Raw genomic sequence first — 20,364 nt, forward strand, 5'->3', positions numbered from 1 at the left:
GTGCAAATAAAAATCAAACTTTTTTTAATTTTTTTTACTTCCCTACAATTGCCTTGTAAATGTCATTTCCGTTAGCAAATAGTAACAGTGTTATAAGTAATACGAAACCAACCATTTGCGCATTCTCTAGGAATTTGTCACTAGGCTTTTTACCACTGATGATTTCATATAATAAAAACATTACGTGCCCACCATCAAGTGCAGGAATAGGTAATAAGTTCATTACACCAAGCATTATGGATAATAAAGCAGTGATGTTCCAGAAAACTTCCCAGCTCCATGTTTTAGGGAAAATGTCAAATATTGCTTTAAAACCACCTACTTGTTTGTATGCACCCGTACTTGGACTGAAAATCATTTTCAATTGTTTTCCGTATCCTACTAATTGATCTTTTCCTCTTGTAATCCCAACCGGAATAGATTCTAAGAAACCAAATTCCTGTTTGCTTACTTTGTAATAGCCCAGTTTTTCTAACGATTCCATTCCTAAACGACCGATACTAATTCCTAATTTTCCATCATTAGTGACCATAACTGGGACTTTTATTTCTTTCTCGTCTCTTAAAATAGTTGCCTCAATCGTTTTGTTTTTGTTGCTTTCCAGAACCGCTTTAGCTTGGTCAAAATATTTTGTTGGTTGCCCGTTAAGCGCTATTATAATGTCTTTTGGTTGCAAGGCAGTGTTTTTAGAGTCAGGGGCAACAGCTCCCACTACATATGGCATTCTGATATCCAGCAACACACTTTTTTCTTGTTGTGACAATTGATCCACAAAATCATTTGGCATTTTGATAGCTTGTTCTGTTCCATTTCTTACAATAAGCACTTCTTTTGCCATGATAACTTTCATCGTAAGATCATTGTCAAATTTGACGATTTTTTCACCATCAACTGAAACTATATGGTCTCCGGTTTGGAAACCCACTTTTTGCATAGCCTTGTTTTCTACTAGCAAGCCATCTTTCAAATCTTCATTAGCAATATAAGTATCGCCGTATGCAAATGCCATTCCGATATAAATGATAAAAGCCAAAATGAAATTCACCGTAACACCACCTAACATAATAATCAAACGTTGCCAAGCCGGTTTAGAACGAAATTCCCATGGTTGAGGTGGCAAAGCCATTTGTTCTTTGTCCATACTTTCGTCAATCATTCCGGAAATTTTCACATAACCGCCCAAAGGCAACCAACCGATACCGTATTCAGTTTCGCCAATTTTCTTTTTGATAAGGGAATATTTAACATCAAAAAATAAGTAGAATTTTTCGACTCTGGTTTTAAACAGTTTTGCAGGAATGAAATGTCCTAATTCGTGAAGTATAATCAGTAATGATAAGCTCAATAAAAATTGAGAAAGCTTGATAACTATGTCCATTTATTTGTCATTGCGAGGAACGAAGCAATCTAATCCTCTTATTAATTTAATTTTATAACTCACAAAAGTAAGGTTTTCTATTTGTTTATTTTACAATAATTGTTCCATACCATTTTAAAAGTTTGTTAATTAATAGAAATTGAATTCTTACTTTGGTCTGTGAATCTTAACTTTACTTTTTTGAAATGAGTATTTCTTGTTTCTTTCACTTTAAAAATAAAGATATGTCTTCAAAATTATTTTCTCCTCTCACAATAAAAAGCATCACGCTAAAAAATAGAATTGCTATTTCACCAATGTGCCAATATTCAGCCCAAGATGGCTTTGCCAATGATTGGCATCTCGTACATCTTGGAAGTCGTGCTAGTGGTGGTGCAGGATTAATCATTCAGGAAGCAACTTCAGTTTCTCCCGAAGGCCGAATTTCTCCCGAGGATTTGGGACTTTGGAAAGACGAGCAAATCGAAAAAATGCAGCAGATTAATCAATTTATTATTGGTCAGAAATCGGTTCCCGGAATCCAATTGGCTCATGCCGGAAGAAAAGCAAGTTCCGCATCACCTTGGAACGGAGGCCGAAAACTAAAAGCAACACAAGGAGGCTGGGATACCGTGGCGCCAAGTGCCGTTGCGTATCATCATACTGAAAATGCTCCTGTTGCATTAGACGAAGAGGGAATTCAAAAAGTAGTTTCCGACTTTAAATCAGCTACAAAAAGAGCCGTTCAAGCAGGTTTTCAGGTAATGGAAATTCATGCCGCACACGGGTATTTGTTGCATCAGTTTCTTTCGCCTTTGTCTAATTTTAGAACCGATGCTTATGGCGGAAGTTTTGAAAACCGAATCCGTTTAACACTCGATGTCGTGGATGCAGTTCAATCAGAATGGCCGGAAAACCTGCCTTTATTCGTTAGAATTTCCGCTACAGACTGGGCAGAAGGAGGATGGAATGCTGAAGAATCTGTACAGCTTTCGAAAATATTAAAAGAAAAAGGCGTGGATTTAATCGATGTTTCTTCGGGAGGATTAGTGTCACATCAACAAATTCCATTGGGTCCAAATTACCAAGTGCCTTTTGCGGAAAGAATAAAAAATGAAACCGGAATCCTGACAGGCGCCGTAGGTTTAATTACTGATGCCGCTCAAGCCGAGGAAATAGTGGCTTCAGGAAAAGCAGATTTAGTGTTGTTTGCCAGAGAATCCCTTAGAAATCCGAATCTGGGATTAACATTCGCTCATGATTTACAAGCGGATATCGAATGGCCAAAACAATACGAAAGAGCTAAAAAGTAAGTTTTTGATTTTGAAACATGTAAGTCATGTAAGTTTTTTTAAGATTTCTTACATGACTTATATGTTTAAATTTTGAAACATATAAGTCATGTAAGTTTTACTTTTAAAAATTATAAAACAACTATATAAAAACATTCCAATTCTTATATGAACTTATATGCCTTATATGTTAAAAAAATAGGTTTCAGTCTATATTTTAAAAGAAAAAGAAATCACAAGAACTTCGTTATTTATCTAAATTTCAAAAGCTTATATGGCTTATATGTTTAAAAAAACAAGTATGATTCTCTATTTTTGAAAGAAAATAAATGACAAAAACTTCACTACTTATTTAATTTTTAAAAACTTATGTGGCTTATATGTTTAAAAAACACACGCCAATAATTTGAAAAATAATACCATGCAAAAAATAAAAACAGCTTTACTTTCCTACGGAATGTCCGGAAAAGTATTTCATGCTCCTTTTTTAAACTTTCATCCGGGATTTGAACTGCTTGGTTCTTGGGAGCGAAGCAAAAAATTAATCCACCAGGATTTTCCTGCGGTGGAAAGTTACGCCACCATGGAAGAGTTGTTAGATGATGATGTAGATTTAGTTATCGTAAATACGCCGGTGGAAACGCATTATGAATATGCAAAAAAAGTGCTTCTTGCCGGAAAACATGCCATTGTCGAAAAAGCTTTTACCACAACGGTTGCCCAAGCGCAGGAATTAGCGGCTTTGGCCAAAGAAAAAGGATTGAAACTGGCCGTTTTCCAAAACAGAAGATGGGATAGTGATTTCAAAACTGTCCAAAAAATTATTTCGGAGAATAGTCTTGGTGAAATTGTGGAAGCCGAATTCCATTTTGACCGATACAATCCTATTTTAAGTCCGAAACAACACAAAGAAACCGTTAATTCCGGTGCTGGAATTCTGAAGGATTTGGGACCGCATTTAATAGATCAAGCCTTGTTTTTGTTTGGAATGCCACAATCCGTTTTTGCGGATATTCGCATCACACGGGAACATTCTTTGGTAGATGATTATATTGATGTTTTACTGTATTATTCCAATTTCCGTGTCCGACTCAAAGCTGGATTTTTTGTTCGGGAAGCAATTCCGGCGTACGTCATTCATGGGAAAAAAGGCTCATTCCTAAAACCACGCGGCGATGTTCAGGAAGACGAATTGAAATTAGGAAATAAACCAAATTTAGAAACGTGGGGAACGGAATCCATCGAAAGACGAGGACTGTTGCACACTGAAATTAATGGCGAAATTATTCAGGAAATTATTCCTACACTTCAAGGCAATTATTATGACTTTTTTGACGGAGTTTATCAATCGATTGTAAATGACACGACCGAACCGGTAACGGCACAAGAAGGTGTTCAGGTAATGCAAATTATTGAAGCTGCGATTCAAAGCAATGTGCAGAAAAAAGTAATTGACCTATAAAATCTATTATGAATTCGCAAATTTTAAAAAAAAATCTAAAAAATTAGCGAATTCGCGGTAACTACTTTTTATAAACAATAACGTTGTATTTTTTCCTAAAGGTGTTGTTTTGAAACAACCAATGAAAGCTTTTTGTAAATTTGACGCCTTAAATGCTAAAATAAATCACTTTGATAGATTTAAACTTTTTAGGAAGGTCAAAAACGAAAGCCAAATTCAAAAAAACTTACAAAGACGCAAAGGTTTCCTATTTAAACCGAATCCGTTGGGCAGTTTCGATGTTCTACTTTGGGATGGGATTGTGTTTTGCCACTTGGGCCAGCCGAATCCCAGATATCAAAACGGCATTGGATTTGAGTGAAGGTGATTTAGGAAGTATTTTATTCGCTTTGCCATTAGGACAACTAGTAGTAATGCCTTTTTCTGGAAAATTGGTCACTCGTTTTGGCAGCCACAGAATCTTGATATTCGCCCTTTCACTATATGTTTTTAGCATGACAAATTTAGGTTTGGCTGTTGCGGCTTGGCAATTGTCATTGGGATTATTCGTGTTTGGAATCTTTGGAAATCTATCTAATATAGCCGTAAACACACAAGGCGTTTACACCGAAGTGCTTTTCAAAAAAACTATCATGTCCTCCTTTCACGGGATGTGGAGTTTTGCCGGATTCATGGGAGCTTTAGTAGGATTAGGAATGCTGGCTTTTGAGTTAACACCGTACATTCACTTTCTCATTGTGGCCGGAATCGTATTTTTGATTATGGCATTCAACTATAAATTTTTAATAAAAGCCAAAGAAACTGTACAAATTGAAAAGAAAAAATTATTCTCAAAACCGGACAGTGTTCTGATTTGGTTGGGAATAATCGGGTTTTGTTGCATGGCCAGTGAAGGCGTCATGTTCGACTGGAGCGGCGTTTATTTCAAAGATGTCATTAAAGCACCTGGACCATTAGTGATTTTGGGATACACTTCTTTTATGATTATGATGGCCGGCGGACGTTTCTTGGGTGACGGTCTGATAGGTAAATTTGGTCGAAAAACCGTCTTGCAAATCAGTGGCATCATGATATCAGCCGGACTTTTCACAGCAGTATTCTTCCCATTTGTCATTTCCTCAACCATCGCATTTATGTTCGTAGGTTTGGGAGTTTCCACCATAGTTCCTACCGTTTACAGTGTGGCCGGAAAAACTCCAAATGTATCACCCAGCGTAGCGTTGACAACCGTTTCCAGCGTCAGTTTTCTGGGTTTTCTTATGGGTCCGCCAATCATTGGTTACATAGCGGAGCTGTCAAGTCTCAGATTTTCATTCGCATTCATCGGCGTTTTTGGGATTCTTATCGCCATAATGGTGTCCCGAATTAAGGCAATAGAATAACTATAAATTTTTAGGAGCACTACATTTCGTTTCCATAAAAACAAACTCTCCCGCTGTTCGCAGTATCCACGCCCAAAAGTGTGGGATACTTGCTGCCATCGGGGCTACTGAATTCGTTCCGATTATCTAAGAACTTCCCCCGAAAACAGATTTGGTAAAAATATTTTCATTGAAAATCAATATGTTAGTATTTTTTTTATACATTTAACATTATAATTCTTTCATAGATTATTTTCATTTGATACTGCATGCAAAATACCACTTAGTCAGGAGTATCGTATTTAAGGTTTATACCACTTTTTCCAAAATTCATTTTTAATTATTTAACGTTATCCCATTTCGGATAACGTTTTCAATTTTTGTAGTTCAACCGTTGCAATTCATTGTAGCGCTTGAACTTATTATTGCAATTCCCACTTTTATACTGTAACCTCATCATCTAAATTTATGAATAAATTTTACGTTGCGTTCTTTTTTATGGTTCATATTGGATGTAGTATTGCACAAAATAGTACGGGTTTTTTTGGAAAAATCGTGGACTCAAAAACCCAAAATCCATTAGGTTTTGTCGTCGTCAGTATTCAAAATACGACTTTAATGCAACTCACTAAAGAGGATGGTAATTTCAGTTTTGATTCCGTTCCCACAGGAAATATATTGCTTCTGGTACACAGTCAGGGTTTCAAAGATGGCTTATATCCGGTCGAAATTACCGAAGGACAAATGCTGGATTTAGGAACTATAACTTTAGAGGAAGATCAATCCACGGAACAGCAAAACAGCATCATCACACTTATCGAAAGCGATTTTGGCGAAGACAACAGCAGTTCCGAAAGTACTTCCGGACTCCTCCAATCCTCCAGAGATGCTTTCTTGCAAGCTGCTGCGTTCAACTGGGGACAAGCTCGTTTTAGAGTTCGCGGATTAGACAGCGAACATTCCACGATGATGATTAATGGCGTTTCCATGAACAAAATTTATGATGGAAGACCGCAATGGGGAGAATGGGGCGGATTGAATGATGCGCTCCGCAATCAGGAATTCACTCTTGGAACTGCTCCTTCGGATTATACCTTTGGCGGGATTTTAGGAACACAGGAAATTAACACGCGGGCTTCCATTTACAGACCCGGTTCCCGAATCTCCTTTTCATCAACCAATACCAATTACAGTTGGCGCACCATGGCAACGCATGCTTCCGGCATGAATTCCCGTGGCTGGGCTTTTGTAGTTTCGGCAGGAAAGCGTTGGGCGGAGGAAGGATATTTTGAAGGGACCAATTATGATGCGAATTCCTTTTTTATAAGCCTCGAAAAAAAATTAAGTGAGAAACATTCGTTAAATCTGACGGCATTGTACACGCCCAATTCCAGAGCCAAAAATTCACCAAACACTGCCGAAGTTACGCAGCTGACAAACGTAAAATATAATTCCTATTGGGGTTTTCAAGACGGTGAAAAGAGAAATGCCCGCATAAAAACCATTGAAGAACCCACGATAATACTGAATCATTATTTTAAAATCAACGATAAAATCAATTTGAATTCGAGTGTGATGTATCAATTTGGAACAATTGCCAACAGCAATATCGATTATCAAAATGCGAATAGTCCGGACCCAACGTATTACAGAAAAATGCCTAGTTATTACAGCTCGCTTTATGCACCGGATAACGGAGAATTTTCGGGAGCATTTACTCCAGATTATGAAAATGCGGAGAAAAGCAAAGCGGAATTTTTAGCCAATTCTCAAATTGATTGGACAGCCTTGTACCAAGCCAATCAAAATCCAGTTTTGGATGCTAATGGAACAATTACGGGCTACGAACCCACAAAAAGCAAGTATGTTTTATACGAAGATCAAGTTGAAGATGAAACGGCGGTGGCCACAACAAATTTGAGTGCGCAACTCTCAGAAAATATTTTTTTGAATGCTGGAGCATCTTTAAAAAAACTAAAATCGCATAACTCACAAAAATTGTTGGATTTGCTAGGCGGTTCTTATTTTGAGGATATTGATGCTTTTTATAGCGGAAATCAATCGCAATCTGATTTGAATAATCCAGACCGTCAAGTAGTCGTTGGCGATACATACGGATACAATTATAATTATTTTGCCAATACGGTAGAAGCATTTACCCAATTTAAATTCACTTATAGCAAAGTGGATTTCTATCTGGCACAAAATTTTTCCAGAGCAGATTATCAACGGGAGGGTTTGTACAAAAATGGGATTTATGAAACCAATTCCTTTGGGAAAAGTGAGAAAGTTGCGTTTGAAAACTTTGGCTTCAAAGCCGGATTCAATTTGAAAATCTCCGGCAAACAGTTGGTGACTTTTAATGCGGCACATTTGACAAAAGCGCCTTCTTTGAAAAATACTTTTGCAAATTCCCGTTTGAATAATGCAATTGTAGACGGAATCGAAAGTGAGAACATCAGCAGTTTGGATGCGAGTTATGTCTACCGTTCACCAAAACTGAAAGCCCGACTGACAGCTTATTATTCCCTGATTAAAAACGCAACTCAAATTTCCTTTTTTTATGCTGAAGGAATTTTTGATGATGGCGCAGGATATTTAAACACCGATGCTTTTGTGAGCCAAACATTAACGCAATTGAACAAGAAGAATTTGGGTGCAGAATTTAGTTTGGAATACCAATTAAGCCAAACTTTTAAAACGACTTTTTCAGCGGCTTTTGGTGAATATACGTATGACAGTAATCCACAGGTGACATTGACAAACGATGCCGAAGCAACTCCAGAGAATACCAGTCCGGTTTTTGATTTTGGAACGGCTTCCCTCAAAAATTACAAACAAGCGGGAATGCCACAACGCGCGTATTCCTTGGGAATTGAATATCGAGATCCAAAATATTGGTGGATTAGCGCCAATGTAAATTACCTCACGAATAGTTATATTGATATTTCACCCATTTCCAGAACCGAAATTTTTTATAGAAATCCCGCAAGCGGTTTCAATTTTCCAGAAGCGACGGAGGAAAGAGCCGCAGTATTATTAAAACAAGAAGAATTTGACCCTACGATGTTGCTCAATCTCGTGGGTGGAAAATCATGGCGCATTTATGGAAAGAATGTTGGCGTTTTTGCCAGCATCAATAATGTGCTTGATGTTACCTATAAAACGGGTGGTTACGAACAAGCCCGAAATGCGAATTTCAGACAAATTAATCAGGATGTTTCCAGCGGTACGCCTTCTTTTGGACCAAAATATTTCTACGGATACGGAAGAACGTATTTCGTAAACCTTTATATCAATCTATAAATTAAAGCATATGAAATCAACATTTTACAAATCGGTTCTATTTTTACTAATGACAATCACATTTGGTAGTTGCGTGACAGATGAAGTTGTGGCTCCAAAACTAGTTTGTACGCAGCCGGATTTAGTTATAAATAAAACAGTGAGCGAAGTTCATGCGGTTGCAAATGCGATTGTAACGCAATACAAATACGATGATGTCATCGAGGCATATGTGGTCTCCAGCGATGAATCGGGGAATTTTTTCAAGTCGATTTCCTTTCAGACTTTGGCAACAGGCACAACGCCAGCCATAGGATTTAGCGTTCCTGTGGATGCTACAAATTTGTATATTGACTATAGATTGGGTAATAAAGTATACATAAAGTTGAAAAACCAATACACGGATATTTCATTCGGTGGCATGCGTATTGGAAGCATTTTTGTGAATTCTTACAATGAAGGCGGAGTAGGGCGACTTTCGCAAAATGAGTATAAAAAAGTGTTAAATGCGTCGTGTAAGAATGTAAAAGAGGACGTTTTGGTTCGCTCGTTAACCATGTCGGAACTGTTGAATGATTCTAATTTGAATACGTTGGTCGAACTGTCTGATGTTCAGTTTTCAGCATTGGCAATTGGCCGTCATTATTTTGAAGAAACCAATAATGTGGGCGGTGCGACAAATTGGGGGTTGGTGGATAAATTAGGGAATCAAGTCTATTTTAGAACGAGTAGTTTTTCTGATTTTTCAAGTAAATTAGTTCCCGATGGAAGCGGAAAAGTAAGGGGAATTTTGACGAAATACGGAACAGATTACCAATTATTGCCCCGCTCCGAAAAAGACGTCGTTATGACTGGAACAAGAGCAGTTCCTTTCTTCTCTGAAGATTTTGAAAAAGTAGTGGATAACTCGAAATTGAGTCTTCCCAGTTGGTTAAATATGGTTCAATCGGGAACACTTTTCTGGAAAGGGACAGTGTATTCCGGAAATGGTTATGCCGAGTTTAGTATTTCAGGAACTAAAGTCGTATCCAATATTGCTTGGTTGATTTCGCCAAAAATAGATATGGATGTTTATACTAAAGAAGTCTTGACTTTTAGGACGGCTCAGCATCATTTAGATGTTGATTCACCATTGAATTCTTTGGAAGTTTATGTTTCCTCTGATTTTGACGGACTTAATGTGGCTTCCGCAACGTGGACTCCGTTAGTGGTAAATTTGCCTAAACAAGCTACAGCATGGTATCAATTTGTGGGAAGTGGCGCAGTAGATTTATCTTCTTATAAAGGTAAAATTAACATTGCTTTCAAATATATCGGCTCCGGGAAAAATCTGGCTTTGGATGGCGCTTTTCAGTTAGATGATGTTCAGGTTTTTGGGGACAAATGATTTTTATTCAAAAGAAAAGGAAGGGGTTAATTTTTAGCATCGCTACAGTCACATTTTCATTATATTTGCCTTCTTTAAATAAAATTTATTATGAAAAAAATCCTTTTTGTACTTACTTTAGTACTCAGTATGTCTTGTTCAAAAGACAAAGAAGTTGACTATGTTGCCCAAAATGAACAAGATATTATTGCATATATCGCAAAAAATAATTTAACAGCCCAAAGAAGCGATTCAGGTTTGTATTATATAGTTAATGAAGTGGGAACTGGCGCTCAACCAACAGCAACCTCTAATGTAACAGTGGCATACAAAGGCTATTTTACTAATGGAAATGTTTTTGATCAAAGTAAACCAGAAGGAATTTCATTTGGTTTAAACCAAGTAATAAAAGGCTGGACAGAAGGAATCCCTTATTTTAAAGAAGGCGGAAGCGGAATTCTTTTAGTTCCTGCTCACCTTGGATATGGGAATGACGATAGAGGTCCAATTCCCGGAGGTTCTGTACTTATTTTTGAGGTTAAATTGATTACAGTAAATTAATATTCATTGCTCAGATATTCTTAAAAACCGAAGAGTTATCATATAAAAAACAGGAGTTATCTATTTTTGGAGATAACTCCTGTTTTTTTGATAAAAACACAATAGATACACTTAAGTGGATGGCATTCAAGCTGAAAAATATAAATTTGGGATAAAAATTTTATACTTTGATTGGTTTTTGTATTTTGGTCATTCCAAATCAATATAAATACCTAATGAAAACCTACTTTATTGCCCTATTTATGGTGGCCTTCCCGTGTTTGATACAAAGCCAAATTCCAGAAAATTCAATCAAGTTAAAGCAAATTAATATTGTAAAGACTAATTTTCGTAATTTAAAAAGTGGTGAGATTATAAATAAAACCATCTTATTTAAGGACGGAAAATTACAGTCCATTAAAACGTCTGACGTCATTCAAAGTTTTTTTTATAATCCAAAAGAATTATTGGACATGACAGTCAAAGAACGACAAGGAAGTAACTGGAAAGAGGTTGTAAATTACACTTATAATAAAGAGGACCAATTGGTAAAGTTTGCCAAGAAATACGAAGAAGGTGGAGAGCTTGTTACTAAAACAGTTACTATTACTTACGAAGGATCAAGAGTAAAAGCAGTAACTAAAAAAAGTAACAGTCATCAAACCCTGATTGAAGATATTGAATATGTTGTTGAAAATGGCCTTGTAGCCAGACGTTCTTCCAGAGATCGAAATCAACAAATAGTTAATAAAATAGAGTATGTGTATTTCAAAGACAATATAATCAGACATAAAGGATTGATTGGTGACAAATCAATAAAGAACTATACTTTTGATGATAAAAATTCTGTTGATCTGTTAATAGTGAAAAATATTTTTGGTCAAAATTATAAAACGATTGTGCCATTAGTTTCTTTTCATGAAGATGAATTTGATTTTGAATCAATATCTAATAATAATGAGTTAAGTTTTGCCTCTACTGCAGTAAATGCTATTGGTAAAAGCAGAAAATACAAATACAATAATTTAAACTATCCAGTATCCTGTTCCCTTGTAGAAGAAAATGGGATAGTAAAAACGGAGTTTAATTATTTATACGAATACTAGAAAGTCAATGTATGATCCTGTTTTCTTTCTGTATTTTTTTATGATATAATGTAATTTCTGATTTTTTAGAAAATAAAACGGCTGTCTATTTAGACAGCCGTTTGTAGTTATTTACTTTTTGATTTCAACGATGCTTATCGCATAACCTCCACCCGGAGCACTGAGTTGTGACAGTTTCGATTGGTTCGTTACTTTCATTTTACGAATCGTATACGCTTGCGGATTGGTTTTATAATGCGCGTCTTTTGCATCAGCATAAATCGTTGCCTCATATTTTTTTCCTTTTTCCAAGAAATCAAATTTGATTGTTGAGGTACGAGAAGTATCGCCATTTACATTACCGATAAACCAATTGTTAGTCACTTTTGCTTTACGCGCAACGGTAACATATTGACCAGGTTCTGCTTCAAGGTATTTACTGTCCGACCAATCTACCGCTACATCTTTGATAAACTGAAAAGCATCTGGAAAGCGGTCATAATTTTCTGGAGTATCAGCTGCCATTTGCAGTGGGCTGTACATCGTTACATACAATGCCAGTTGATTTGCAATCGTACTGTTTACATGGGAATTGTTGTCCTTGTTCATTTTACTCAAATCCATTTCAAAAATTCCAGGAGTATAATCCATCGGTCCACCCACTAAACGTGTAAAAGGCAACACCGTCACGTGATTTGGTTTAGAACCTCCAAAAGATTGATATTCTGTTCCGCGTGCCGCTTCGTTACCTATTAAGTTAGGGTAGGTTCTTGCAATTCCTGTTGGACGAACTGCCTCGTGCGCATTCAACATGATTTTATAATCAGCAGCTTTTTCTATTGCGAATTGATAATGGTTATTCATAAACTGGTTGTAATGATTTCCACCGTTTTCAATGATTGAACCTACGTAACCACTTTTTACGGCATCATATCCATTGTCTTTCATAAACTGATACGCTTTATCCAAATGACGCTCGTAGTTACGTACCGAACCCGAAGTTTCATGGTGCATCATCATTTTAACGCCTTTTGATTTGGCATATTCATGTAATCCTTTGACATCAAAATCCGGGTAAGGAGTCAGAAAATCAAAAACATAATCTTTGGAATGACCAAACCAGTCTTCCCAACCTTCATTCCAACCTTCGACTAAAACCGCATCAAAACCATGTTTCGCTGCAAAATCAATGTATTTTTTCACATTGGCGTTATTAGCACCGTGTTTTCCATTTGGTTTTGCTTTTGAAAAATCAGTTACGCCAAGTTGTACCGTAGGAAATTCATCCGTATACGCCCAAGAGCTTTTTCCCGTGATCATTTCCCACCAAACACCTACGTATTTAACGGGTTTTATCCATGATGTATCTTCAATTTTGTTAGGGTCGTTCAAGTTCAACGTCATTTTTGAAGCCAAAATTTCTCTAGCATCGTCACTAACAATTATAGTACGCCAAGGTGAATGATTAGGCGCCTGCATGTATCCTTTGTCTCCTTTAGCATCTGGTGTCAACCAAGATTCGAAAACCATAGTTTTATCATCCAGATTCAAATGCATGCAAGAATAATCGATTAATGCTGCTTCGTGTAAATTGATATACAATCCATCCGCTGTTTTTAGCATTAGCGAAGTTTGAACTCCTGTCGTAGAAAAAGAAGTTTGTGAAACATTTTCAGTAGTGGCTTTCTCTGATAAACCTCTGATTTCAGATAATTTTGAGGTCGTGTAATCATATTCTTGTGTGTCATAATCGCCTGGAATCCAAAACGCGGTATGATCGCCTGTCATGGCAAACTGTGTTCTTTCTTCTTTGATTACAAAATAAGTAAGGTTTTTTTGCGAAGGGAATTCATAACGAAATCCAAGACCATCGTCAAACAAACGGAAACGAATAACGATTTGTCTATCGGTTTCTTTTTGGTTTAAAGTAACTGCCAATTCGTTATAATGATTGCGAATTGAGGCTACTTCTCCCCAAACTGGTTTCCAGTTTTCATCAAAAGTTGTTGCTTTTGTATCAACAACAGTAAAATCATTTAACAACGATTTTTTGTCGTTTTTCAACTCAAGACCCAATTTACTTGGTTTTACAACTGCTTTGCTTTTGTAATTTAAACTGTAACTTGGAGTTCCGTCATTTTGTAAGGAGAACTCCATTACAAATTTTCCATTTGGTGATTTTAACTGCTGCGATTGTGCAGGGCTAAAAAACGCGAGCCACATTAGGGCTGTGAAAAGAAATTGCTTCATTTTTTAAATAGAATTTGATAAATTAATTTTTCAGGTTTGGTAATAGATTCTGATTTTTACGAAATCGATTTATTGAAAAATTCAAAGTTTTCCATATTTCGAAAAGGTAAAAGTAAACGCTTTACACACTACATATTTTTGTCATCATAAAAAAGTAGATTGCGTTTCTCATTTTTAAATGCAAGATACTGAATAACTGTATATTATGTAAATTTAGTGTTTAAAAAAAGTGGAAGATTTATAATAAAAAAGTGGTTTTTGAGATTGTTTTAATCCCGAAGACCTTCTTGAAAAACAGCATTTTTCTATTTTAGATTGGTTCCAATCCGCATTACGTTAGCTTCAAAATCTTCTCGTGGACCCGCTGCTTTATTTTTGAGTTGTGAACGGTAATTGTAAATTGTGGATACCGAATACCGAAGAAAAGTCGAAATTTTTGCGCTGTCCTTGATACCCAAACGAATCAGTGCAAAAATCCGTAGTTCCGTATTCAACAGTTCGCCTTCTTTCAATTGTATGGCTTCTTCATCAATTAACAAAGCGCTGAATTCTGGAATGAAATTAGGAAAGAGTTGCAGGAATGTCTTGTCGAAATTCGTGAGAAATGCTGCGAGTTCATTTTCGATAAATTGTTTTGACTTTACGGCACTAATCAGGTCGTTCATTTTTCCAGTTGTTGCCATCACATTCAATTTTCGGCGGTATTCGTCTAATTTTCCGATGTAGTCAGAACACTGATCCATGTAACGGCCAATGTATATTTCTTTCAAAAGATTGGCTTCGGTCAGCGTATAATTGGTTTCATTCAATTTTTCATTGAAAGTATTTAGTTCGGTATTCAACTCCGAAAGCTTGCTGTTGGCCAAACTTAAATCCTGCTTTGCTTTGGACAATTTTTTCATTTGCTTGAAAAGTAAAAAAAGCACCGCCAACAAGAACACGGATAATATACTCACACTTATTAAAAACAGTACCAACTGAAATCGATTGGTTTCATTTTGTTTTTGATATGCCTCGTTGATGATAGGCAGCATCTTAGAGATTTCATAGGTTCGTAAACGCGCATTACAAAAAAGGGCGTCTTCAAGCGAGCGTTTTATGTATTTGTAAGCGCGGTCAATATCTTCGTTTTCATACATTAGAAAAGCCAACGAACGCAACGAAATGTATTCTTTCTTGGCCAATTGCAAATCGGAAATAGCCGAAATAGTCAACCATTTTTTCTCCTGCTCAGCATCTTTTTTTTGGCGATATGCCTGCGAAATAATGTAGGCAATAACTGCTCGATCATCACTGTTGTGAGCAATTTTCGGGAAATAGTTCAGTAACAAATCCAGTGTTTCTTTGTGTTTTCCGGCATCAAGAAGCGTACTGGATTTCGCCATAATATAGGCGCTTGATTGCGGTTTGTAATAATTTAGAGAAGAATCACGGTACTTTTTTGTTAAAACAATATACTTCTTTTTTTCCTGAAGAGAGGCCGCATAATCAGACATATAACCATAAACGACGCTATTTACGGTAAAATAATAGCCTTTTAATTCGGGTGAAGTAGTGATGTTCATTCGATTAAGAATATCGGTTGCTTCCTTGTACATTCCTAATGTTCCCATAATGGAAGCTAGATTTAATCGGGCATGATTTAGCTTTTCAATGTCATTTAGTTTTTCGGCTATTTGAAAACTCTTTCGAGCATAAATCAAAGCAGAATCCGATTGATACGATTTATATTCCGCATACAACTTTCCGTAAACATCATATTTTTGAATATCGGTAGTAGTAGAAAGCAGCAGTTCTTTGAGTTTGTTGATTTGAATCTCTTTTTTATCCGAATACAATTGGTAATCAGCAACTGTTCGATCCAATTCCTGCAATAATTGTTCAGAATTATTTTGGGCAAAAAGAAAAAGGGGAAACAAAAATGCAAGAAGTACTGTTAAAAAGCGATTCATTCAAATGGTATTAAATTGCTGTAAAAATAATTAAAAATCCAATGGAACTTCAAAAGTAAGGTTTGCAAAAGCAAGAGTTTTTAAAATAACCGCAAATTCGCTAATTTCTATTGGTGCTTCTTTGGTCTAATATGTCGTTCGACTAAAATACTATCATTATTCACACGTTATGATTTTTTTATAAACCCAGAACTCAATAAGTCCCTTACAAATCATTAAATTTGTAACTTATTCAAAAATATGTTAGAAAAAGAAGTAATAAATTTCGAAAAAACGGCTATAGTTGGTATTGTGACTCAAAACCAAAGTGAAGAGAAACTAAACGAATATCTTGACGAATTGGAGTTTTTGACTTTTACCGCAGGAGGCCAAGTGGTGAAACGTTTTTCGCAAAAAATGGAACGTCCTAATCCTAAGACTTTTGTAGGGACTGGAAAAATTGAAGAGATTCATCTTTTTGTAAAAGAAAATGATATATCTACTTTGGTATTTGATGATGAATTATCGCCTTCACAGCAAAAAAATATATCTAAAATCATAACAGAATGTAAAATTCTGGATAGAACGCACCTTATCCTTGATATTTTTGCGCAACGTGCTGAAACTTCGTATGCAAGAACGCAGGTAGAATTAGCACAATGCATCTATATGTTGCCGAGATTATCGGGATTGTGGACACACCTTGAACGTCAAAAAGGGGGAATTGGAATGCGTGGACCTGGAGAGACAGAGATTGAAACTGACAGACGTATTGTTCGTGACCGAATCGCTTTATTGAAAGATAAAATTAAAGCAATCGACAAACAAATGGGAACTCAAAGAGGCAATCGCGGTTCCATGGTACGCGTGGCTTTGGTTGGGTATACTAATGTGGGGAAATCGACTTTGATGAATGCCGTTGGGAAAAGTGACGTTTTTGTAGAGAACAAACTTTTTGCAACATTGGACACTACCGTTCGAAAAGTAGTCATCAAAAACCTGCCTTTCCTGCTTTCGGATACCGTAGGATTTATCAGGAAACTGCCAACGCAACTGGTTGATTCTTTCAAAAGTACGCTGGATGAGGTTCGCGAAGCTGATTTGTTATTGCACGTTGTTGATATTTCGCATCCGGAATTTGAAGATCATATTGCATCCGTAAACCAAACGTTATTGGACATCAAGGCAAATGATAAACCCGTTATTATGGTTTTCAACAAAATCGATGCGTATAAGCATTTGACTATTGATGAAGATGATTTAATGACCGAAAAAACGCCAAGACATTACACGCTGGAAGAATGGAAAGCAACTTGGATGAGTAGAGTAGGCGAGCAAAATGCCTTGTTTATTTCGGCTACCAACAAAGAAAATTTCGAGGAATTCAGAGAACGCGTTTACGAAGCCGTAAGACACATTCACATCACCCGTTTTCCGTACAATAAGTTTTTATATCCGGATTATAAAGACGCGGTGGAAAAAGAAGACAAAGACGAAGAAGAAAACGAATAATTTTCAATTTATAGAATACACAGCTGTCAGTTCGAGCGCAGTCCAGAACAGCGCTAGTGGAGCAACAGAATCCCTTTTGATATTTTCAAGAGGGATTTTTTTTGGGCATGTCCCAGCTTCCTCTGCGTTACAGCTGCGTCAGGCTGTACACTGCAATCTTTTATTTCGCTGCGCTGCATAAAAGGATTTCCGCTGCCATCCTTCATGCGGGCTTTAGTTTTATTAAGTACTATTCATGTTTTTTAGACTATTTGTAAGAAAAAATCAATATATTTGAAAATGAATGTTATGTGATAATTATTATACCGATCTACCCAATTTTGTGTGGTTTAGTATGATTTTGTCACATTTATAAACCAGTAGGGCAATATTATAAGAAATGAGTAAATTGATGCATTCATATAGAAAAGATTGGAATAAGTTAAAAGAGATTATATCTAATGAGACTATAAAAATCGAAATTATTAAGGATGATGTTTCAATAAATAAACTTATAGATTATTTAATATCAGCAGAGGACCATCGCTACAAATATCATGTTGGTTTTGACATAATAGCAATAATTAGAGCCTTTAGAAATCGAATTTTATATAAAAAACAGGAAGGTGCAAGCACTATAGAACAGCAACTTGTTAGAACTATTATAGGAAAGTATGAAAAATCACTATCCAGAAAATTAAGAGAGATTTGCCTTGCTTTTGCCTTAAAGTTGTTTATTAACAAAAAAACAACTGCTCTTATCTATTTAAACATAGCTTATTATGGTACAGACTTTAAAGGACTAGATAAAGTTTTAAAAAAATTCAATCTAAAAAAAGGTGATTATATAAATGATAATATTTGTGCTGAAATAGTATCACGCCTTAAATACCCAGAGTCTACGAAAAAGAGTACTAGGTTAAAACTGATTGAAAATAGAAAAAAGTATCTTTTAAAATTATATGAAAAACATTCAAATTATAAATTATTAAAAATCCATGGGTAATATCAGATCATATTTGCAACTTTCAGAGAAAGCACTAAAAATTGATGAAGTCTATTTGTCGCCAGATAGTTTTTTATCAACATATTTTGAACTTGAACCTTTAGAAAAAAAATCGTTTTTAAGTCATTTTATCATTAATAACAACCCATATATTTTTAAGAGTGTTCCTATATTGTATCAACAAATAATTCAATATCTGGCACAAGAACTTGAGCTAGAAAATGCAGATATAAAACTAATTGGAAGTGCAAAGACTGGTTTTTCAATAAGTCCCAACCCTGATTATGGAAAACCATTTTCTGGCAAAAGTGATTTAGATTTTACAATATTTAATGAAGCTCTATTTAATAAATTAAAAATTGAATTCAATTTGTGGGCTAATCAATATGAAAATCAAAATCTTGTCCCTAAAGAAAGTGAAAAAAAATATTGGAATGATAATCTAACAATTGTTCGAAAGAACTTGGATAGAGGATTTATTGACACATATAAGATACCCAATAGAAGCATATTCCCATTGACAATGAAAATTAATAATTGTCTTTTTTTAATTTCATTTAAGTTGAACGAAATTCATGGGATTAATAGCTCTAAAGCATCGTTGAGAGTTTACAAGAATGAACAATTATTTTTAAATCAATTAAAACTGAATACAGAATATATATTGAAAAGTCTATAAAGAACATTATCGCAACTGGGACTGGTCTACAATGAGTAAGTACCTACTTAAACGAAAACAAAAATTATTGCTCCACTCTAAATGAGACGTATATGCGTTATTTTGTAGCGTCTATATACAAGTTGGCGGTAATTATCCAGAAAAATCAGATTTAATAACAACATATGGCAACACCTCGAAAAAAAACTGAACCGACAAAACAACAGTTAGCAGATGCATTAATAATAGATAAAGCTAGTTTTAAAATGAAACTTGGTGAAATTCTAAAATCAGGAAAAGAATTATTAAATCGTTCAATAACAAATGTTGATGAGTTAGAAAGAAACCAAAAAGATTTCTATGGTTGGGAAGATTATAATTCTGAATATTTAAAGCAAGCTTTTAATAATGAAAATAATCAATATAAAAGAACATACGATGATACAAACAAGTTCTATGGACTATTTGGCAACAGCGATAATTCTCCTAATGAAAAACTAAAACAACTAAAAGAAAAAATATCAAATAAAGTAACATTTTTAGAAAGGTTATTTGACAAAGTTGACTTATTAAAATCTGATGTAGAGGAAGCTTTAATAGTTAAATCTACCAAAACAGTTCATAGTAGCAATAAAAATATTTTTATTGTACACGGACATAACATGGCAGTTCAACAAAGCGTTGCAAGAAATTTAGAAAAATTGGGGTTAAATCCAATAATTTTAAGTGAACAACCAAATGCTGGAAATACTGTAATTGAAAAATTTGAAGCTAACTCTGATGTCGGTTTTGCCGTAATTTTGTTAACTGATGATGATGAAGGTAAATCCAAAACTGAAATTGATTTAAAAAGTAGAGCACGTCAAAATGTTGTACTTGAACTTGGATATTTTATTGGTCGATTAGGCAGAAAACGAGTTTTACCTCTTTATACAGAAAATGTAGAATTGCCAAGTGATATACACGGTCTTTTATATATTCCAATTGATAAAGCTGATACCTGGAAATTTGCGCTAGTTAGAGAACTAAAGAAAGCTGGCTACGATGTGGATGCTAATTCAATATTATAACTGCCGCCAACACACGCTACAAGCAATTTGGGTATTAGGCTTAATGGAAAGTTGGTTTCGTATTTGGGATGATTTGGCAAAACCACTAGCGCTCGTTTGTCCTCGTTCTCTGGTGCTCGTTTGCAACGAGTACCTACTTAAATTAAGAAACAAATTATAGCGTTTGCAACGCGGATCGCTAAAACCGGAGTAGCTTTAAATAACTATACG

14 protein-coding genes are annotated in these 20,364 nt (G+C 35.5%); 11 read left to right on the forward strand and 3 right to left on the reverse strand.

All coding sequences use genetic code 11. From position 1 onward, the window contains the following. Positions 1-34 precede the first annotated feature (34 nt). Positions 35-1,378, reverse strand: coding sequence for an RIP metalloprotease RseP (gene rseP, locus BC952_RS02430; protein WP_121364102.1), 1,344 nt, complete (start codon positions 1,376-1,378; stop codon positions 35-37). Between the two features lie 224 nt (positions 1,379-1,602). Between rseP and BC952_RS02435 the strand changes: the two genes are divergently transcribed. The 7 genes from BC952_RS02435 (at position 1,603) to BC952_RS02465 (ending at position 11,769) form a co-directional block, all read left to right on the forward strand. After that, the gene (locus BC952_RS02435; RefSeq protein WP_121364915.1) at positions 1,603-2,670 is read left to right on the forward strand and encodes an NADH:flavin oxidoreductase/NADH oxidase; all 1,068 of its coding nucleotides are present in this window, start codon (positions 1,603-1,605) and stop codon (positions 2,668-2,670) included. Between the two features lie 400 nt (positions 2,671-3,070). After that, on the forward strand, positions 3,071-4,111 hold the full coding sequence (locus tag BC952_RS02440) for a Gfo/Idh/MocA family oxidoreductase (protein WP_121364103.1): 1,041 nt from the start codon (positions 3,071-3,073) through the stop codon (positions 4,109-4,111). Positions 4,112-4,281: 170 nt separating this feature from the next. Continuing rightward, on the forward strand, positions 4,282-5,493 hold the full coding sequence (locus tag BC952_RS02445) for an MFS transporter (RefSeq protein WP_121364104.1): 1,212 nt from the start codon (positions 4,282-4,284) through the stop codon (positions 5,491-5,493). A gap of 447 nt (positions 5,494-5,940) precedes the next feature. Further along, a complete protein-coding gene (locus BC952_RS02450; protein ID WP_121364105.1) occupies positions 5,941-8,778 on the forward strand; it encodes a carboxypeptidase-like regulatory domain-containing protein in 2,838 nt (945 codons plus the stop codon). 10 nt (positions 8,779-8,788) lie between these two features. Beyond that, the gene (locus BC952_RS02455; RefSeq protein WP_121364106.1) at positions 8,789-10,144 is read left to right on the forward strand and encodes a DUF5689 domain-containing protein; all 1,356 of its coding nucleotides are present in this window, start codon (positions 8,789-8,791) and stop codon (positions 10,142-10,144) included. A gap of 90 nt (positions 10,145-10,234) precedes the next feature. Then, positions 10,235-10,684: an FKBP-type peptidyl-prolyl cis-trans isomerase gene (locus BC952_RS02460; protein ID WP_121364107.1), complete on the forward strand. Its 450-nt coding sequence runs from the start codon at positions 10,235-10,237 to the stop codon at positions 10,682-10,684. Between the two features lie 215 nt (positions 10,685-10,899). After that, complete coding sequence (locus BC952_RS02465; protein ID WP_121364108.1) at positions 10,900-11,769, forward strand: hypothetical protein; 870 nt, start codon at positions 10,900-10,902, stop codon at positions 11,767-11,769. A 111-nt stretch (positions 11,770-11,880) separates the two neighbouring features. On the opposite strand, the gene BC952_RS02470 is transcribed toward BC952_RS02465, so the two are convergent. Together BC952_RS02470 and BC952_RS02475 are read right to left on the reverse strand one after the other, a co-directional pair. Further along, complete coding sequence (locus tag BC952_RS02470) at positions 11,881-13,998, reverse strand: glycoside hydrolase family 97 protein (protein WP_121364109.1); 2,118 nt, start codon at positions 13,996-13,998, stop codon at positions 11,881-11,883. A 305-nt stretch (positions 13,999-14,303) separates the two neighbouring features. Then, positions 14,304-15,950, reverse strand: coding sequence for a DUF6377 domain-containing protein (locus BC952_RS02475; RefSeq protein ID WP_121364110.1), 1,647 nt, complete (start codon positions 15,948-15,950; stop codon positions 14,304-14,306). A 240-nt stretch (positions 15,951-16,190) separates the two neighbouring features. On the opposite strand from BC952_RS02475, the gene hflX reads away from it, so the two are divergent. From hflX to BC952_RS02495, 4 genes are all read left to right on the forward strand, one after another. Beyond that, positions 16,191-17,441 carry a GTPase HflX gene (gene hflX, locus BC952_RS02480; protein WP_121364111.1) on the forward strand — a complete coding sequence of 417 codons (1,251 nt, stop codon included), beginning with the start codon at positions 16,191-16,193 and terminating at the stop codon, positions 17,439-17,441. Positions 17,442-17,832: 391 nt separating this feature from the next. Continuing rightward, entirely contained in the window at positions 17,833-18,426 is a 594-nt protein-coding gene (locus tag BC952_RS02485; RefSeq protein ID WP_167445670.1) for a transglycosylase domain-containing protein, read from the forward strand. Further along, a complete protein-coding gene (locus BC952_RS02490; RefSeq protein ID WP_121364113.1) occupies positions 18,419-19,105 on the forward strand; it encodes a hypothetical protein in 687 nt (228 codons plus the stop codon). Before BC952_RS02485 ends, BC952_RS02490 begins: the two co-directional genes overlap by 8 nt. A 164-nt stretch (positions 19,106-19,269) precedes the next feature. Beyond that, positions 19,270-20,154 carry a TIR domain-containing protein gene (locus BC952_RS02495; protein WP_208639965.1) on the forward strand — a complete coding sequence of 295 codons (885 nt, stop codon included), beginning with the start codon at positions 19,270-19,272 and terminating at the stop codon, positions 20,152-20,154. The last annotated feature ends 210 nt before the right edge of the window (positions 20,155-20,364 follow it).

This window comes from Flavobacterium limicola (genome assembly GCF_003634755.1).
GTDB lineage: Bacteria > Bacteroidota > Bacteroidia > Flavobacteriales > Flavobacteriaceae > Flavobacterium > Flavobacterium limicola.

Coding starts and splice junctions, on each gene's coding strand:
- BC952_RS02455 (WP_121364106.1), top strand. CDS start 8,789: ATGAAATCAACATTTTACAAATCGGTTCTATTTTTACTAATGACAATC.
- BC952_RS02495 (WP_208639965.1), top strand. CDS start 19,270: ATGGCAACACCTCGAAAAAAAACTGAACCGACAAAACAACAGTTAGCA.
- BC952_RS02485 (WP_167445670.1), top strand. CDS start 17,833: ATGCATTCATATAGAAAAGATTGGAATAAGTTAAAAGAGATTATATCT.
- BC952_RS02465 (WP_121364108.1), top strand. CDS start 10,900: ATGAAAACCTACTTTATTGCCCTATTTATGGTGGCCTTCCCGTGTTTG.
- BC952_RS02470 (WP_121364109.1), bottom strand. CDS start 13,998: ATGAAGCAATTTCTTTTCACAGCCCTAATGTGGCTCGCGTTTTTTAGC.
- BC952_RS02490 (WP_121364113.1), top strand. CDS start 18,419: ATGGGTAATATCAGATCATATTTGCAACTTTCAGAGAAAGCACTAAAA.
- BC952_RS02460 (WP_121364107.1), top strand. CDS start 10,235: ATGAAAAAAATCCTTTTTGTACTTACTTTAGTACTCAGTATGTCTTGT.
- hflX (WP_121364111.1), top strand. CDS start 16,191: ATGTTAGAAAAAGAAGTAATAAATTTCGAAAAAACGGCTATAGTTGGT.
- BC952_RS02450 (WP_121364105.1), top strand. CDS start 5,941: ATGAATAAATTTTACGTTGCGTTCTTTTTTATGGTTCATATTGGATGT.
- BC952_RS02435 (WP_121364915.1), top strand. CDS start 1,603: ATGTCTTCAAAATTATTTTCTCCTCTCACAATAAAAAGCATCACGCTA.
- rseP (WP_121364102.1), bottom strand. CDS start 1,378: ATGGACATAGTTATCAAGCTTTCTCAATTTTTATTGAGCTTATCATTA.
- BC952_RS02440 (WP_121364103.1), top strand. CDS start 3,071: ATGCAAAAAATAAAAACAGCTTTACTTTCCTACGGAATGTCCGGAAAA.
- BC952_RS02475 (WP_121364110.1), bottom strand. CDS start 15,950: ATGAATCGCTTTTTAACAGTACTTCTTGCATTTTTGTTTCCCCTTTTT.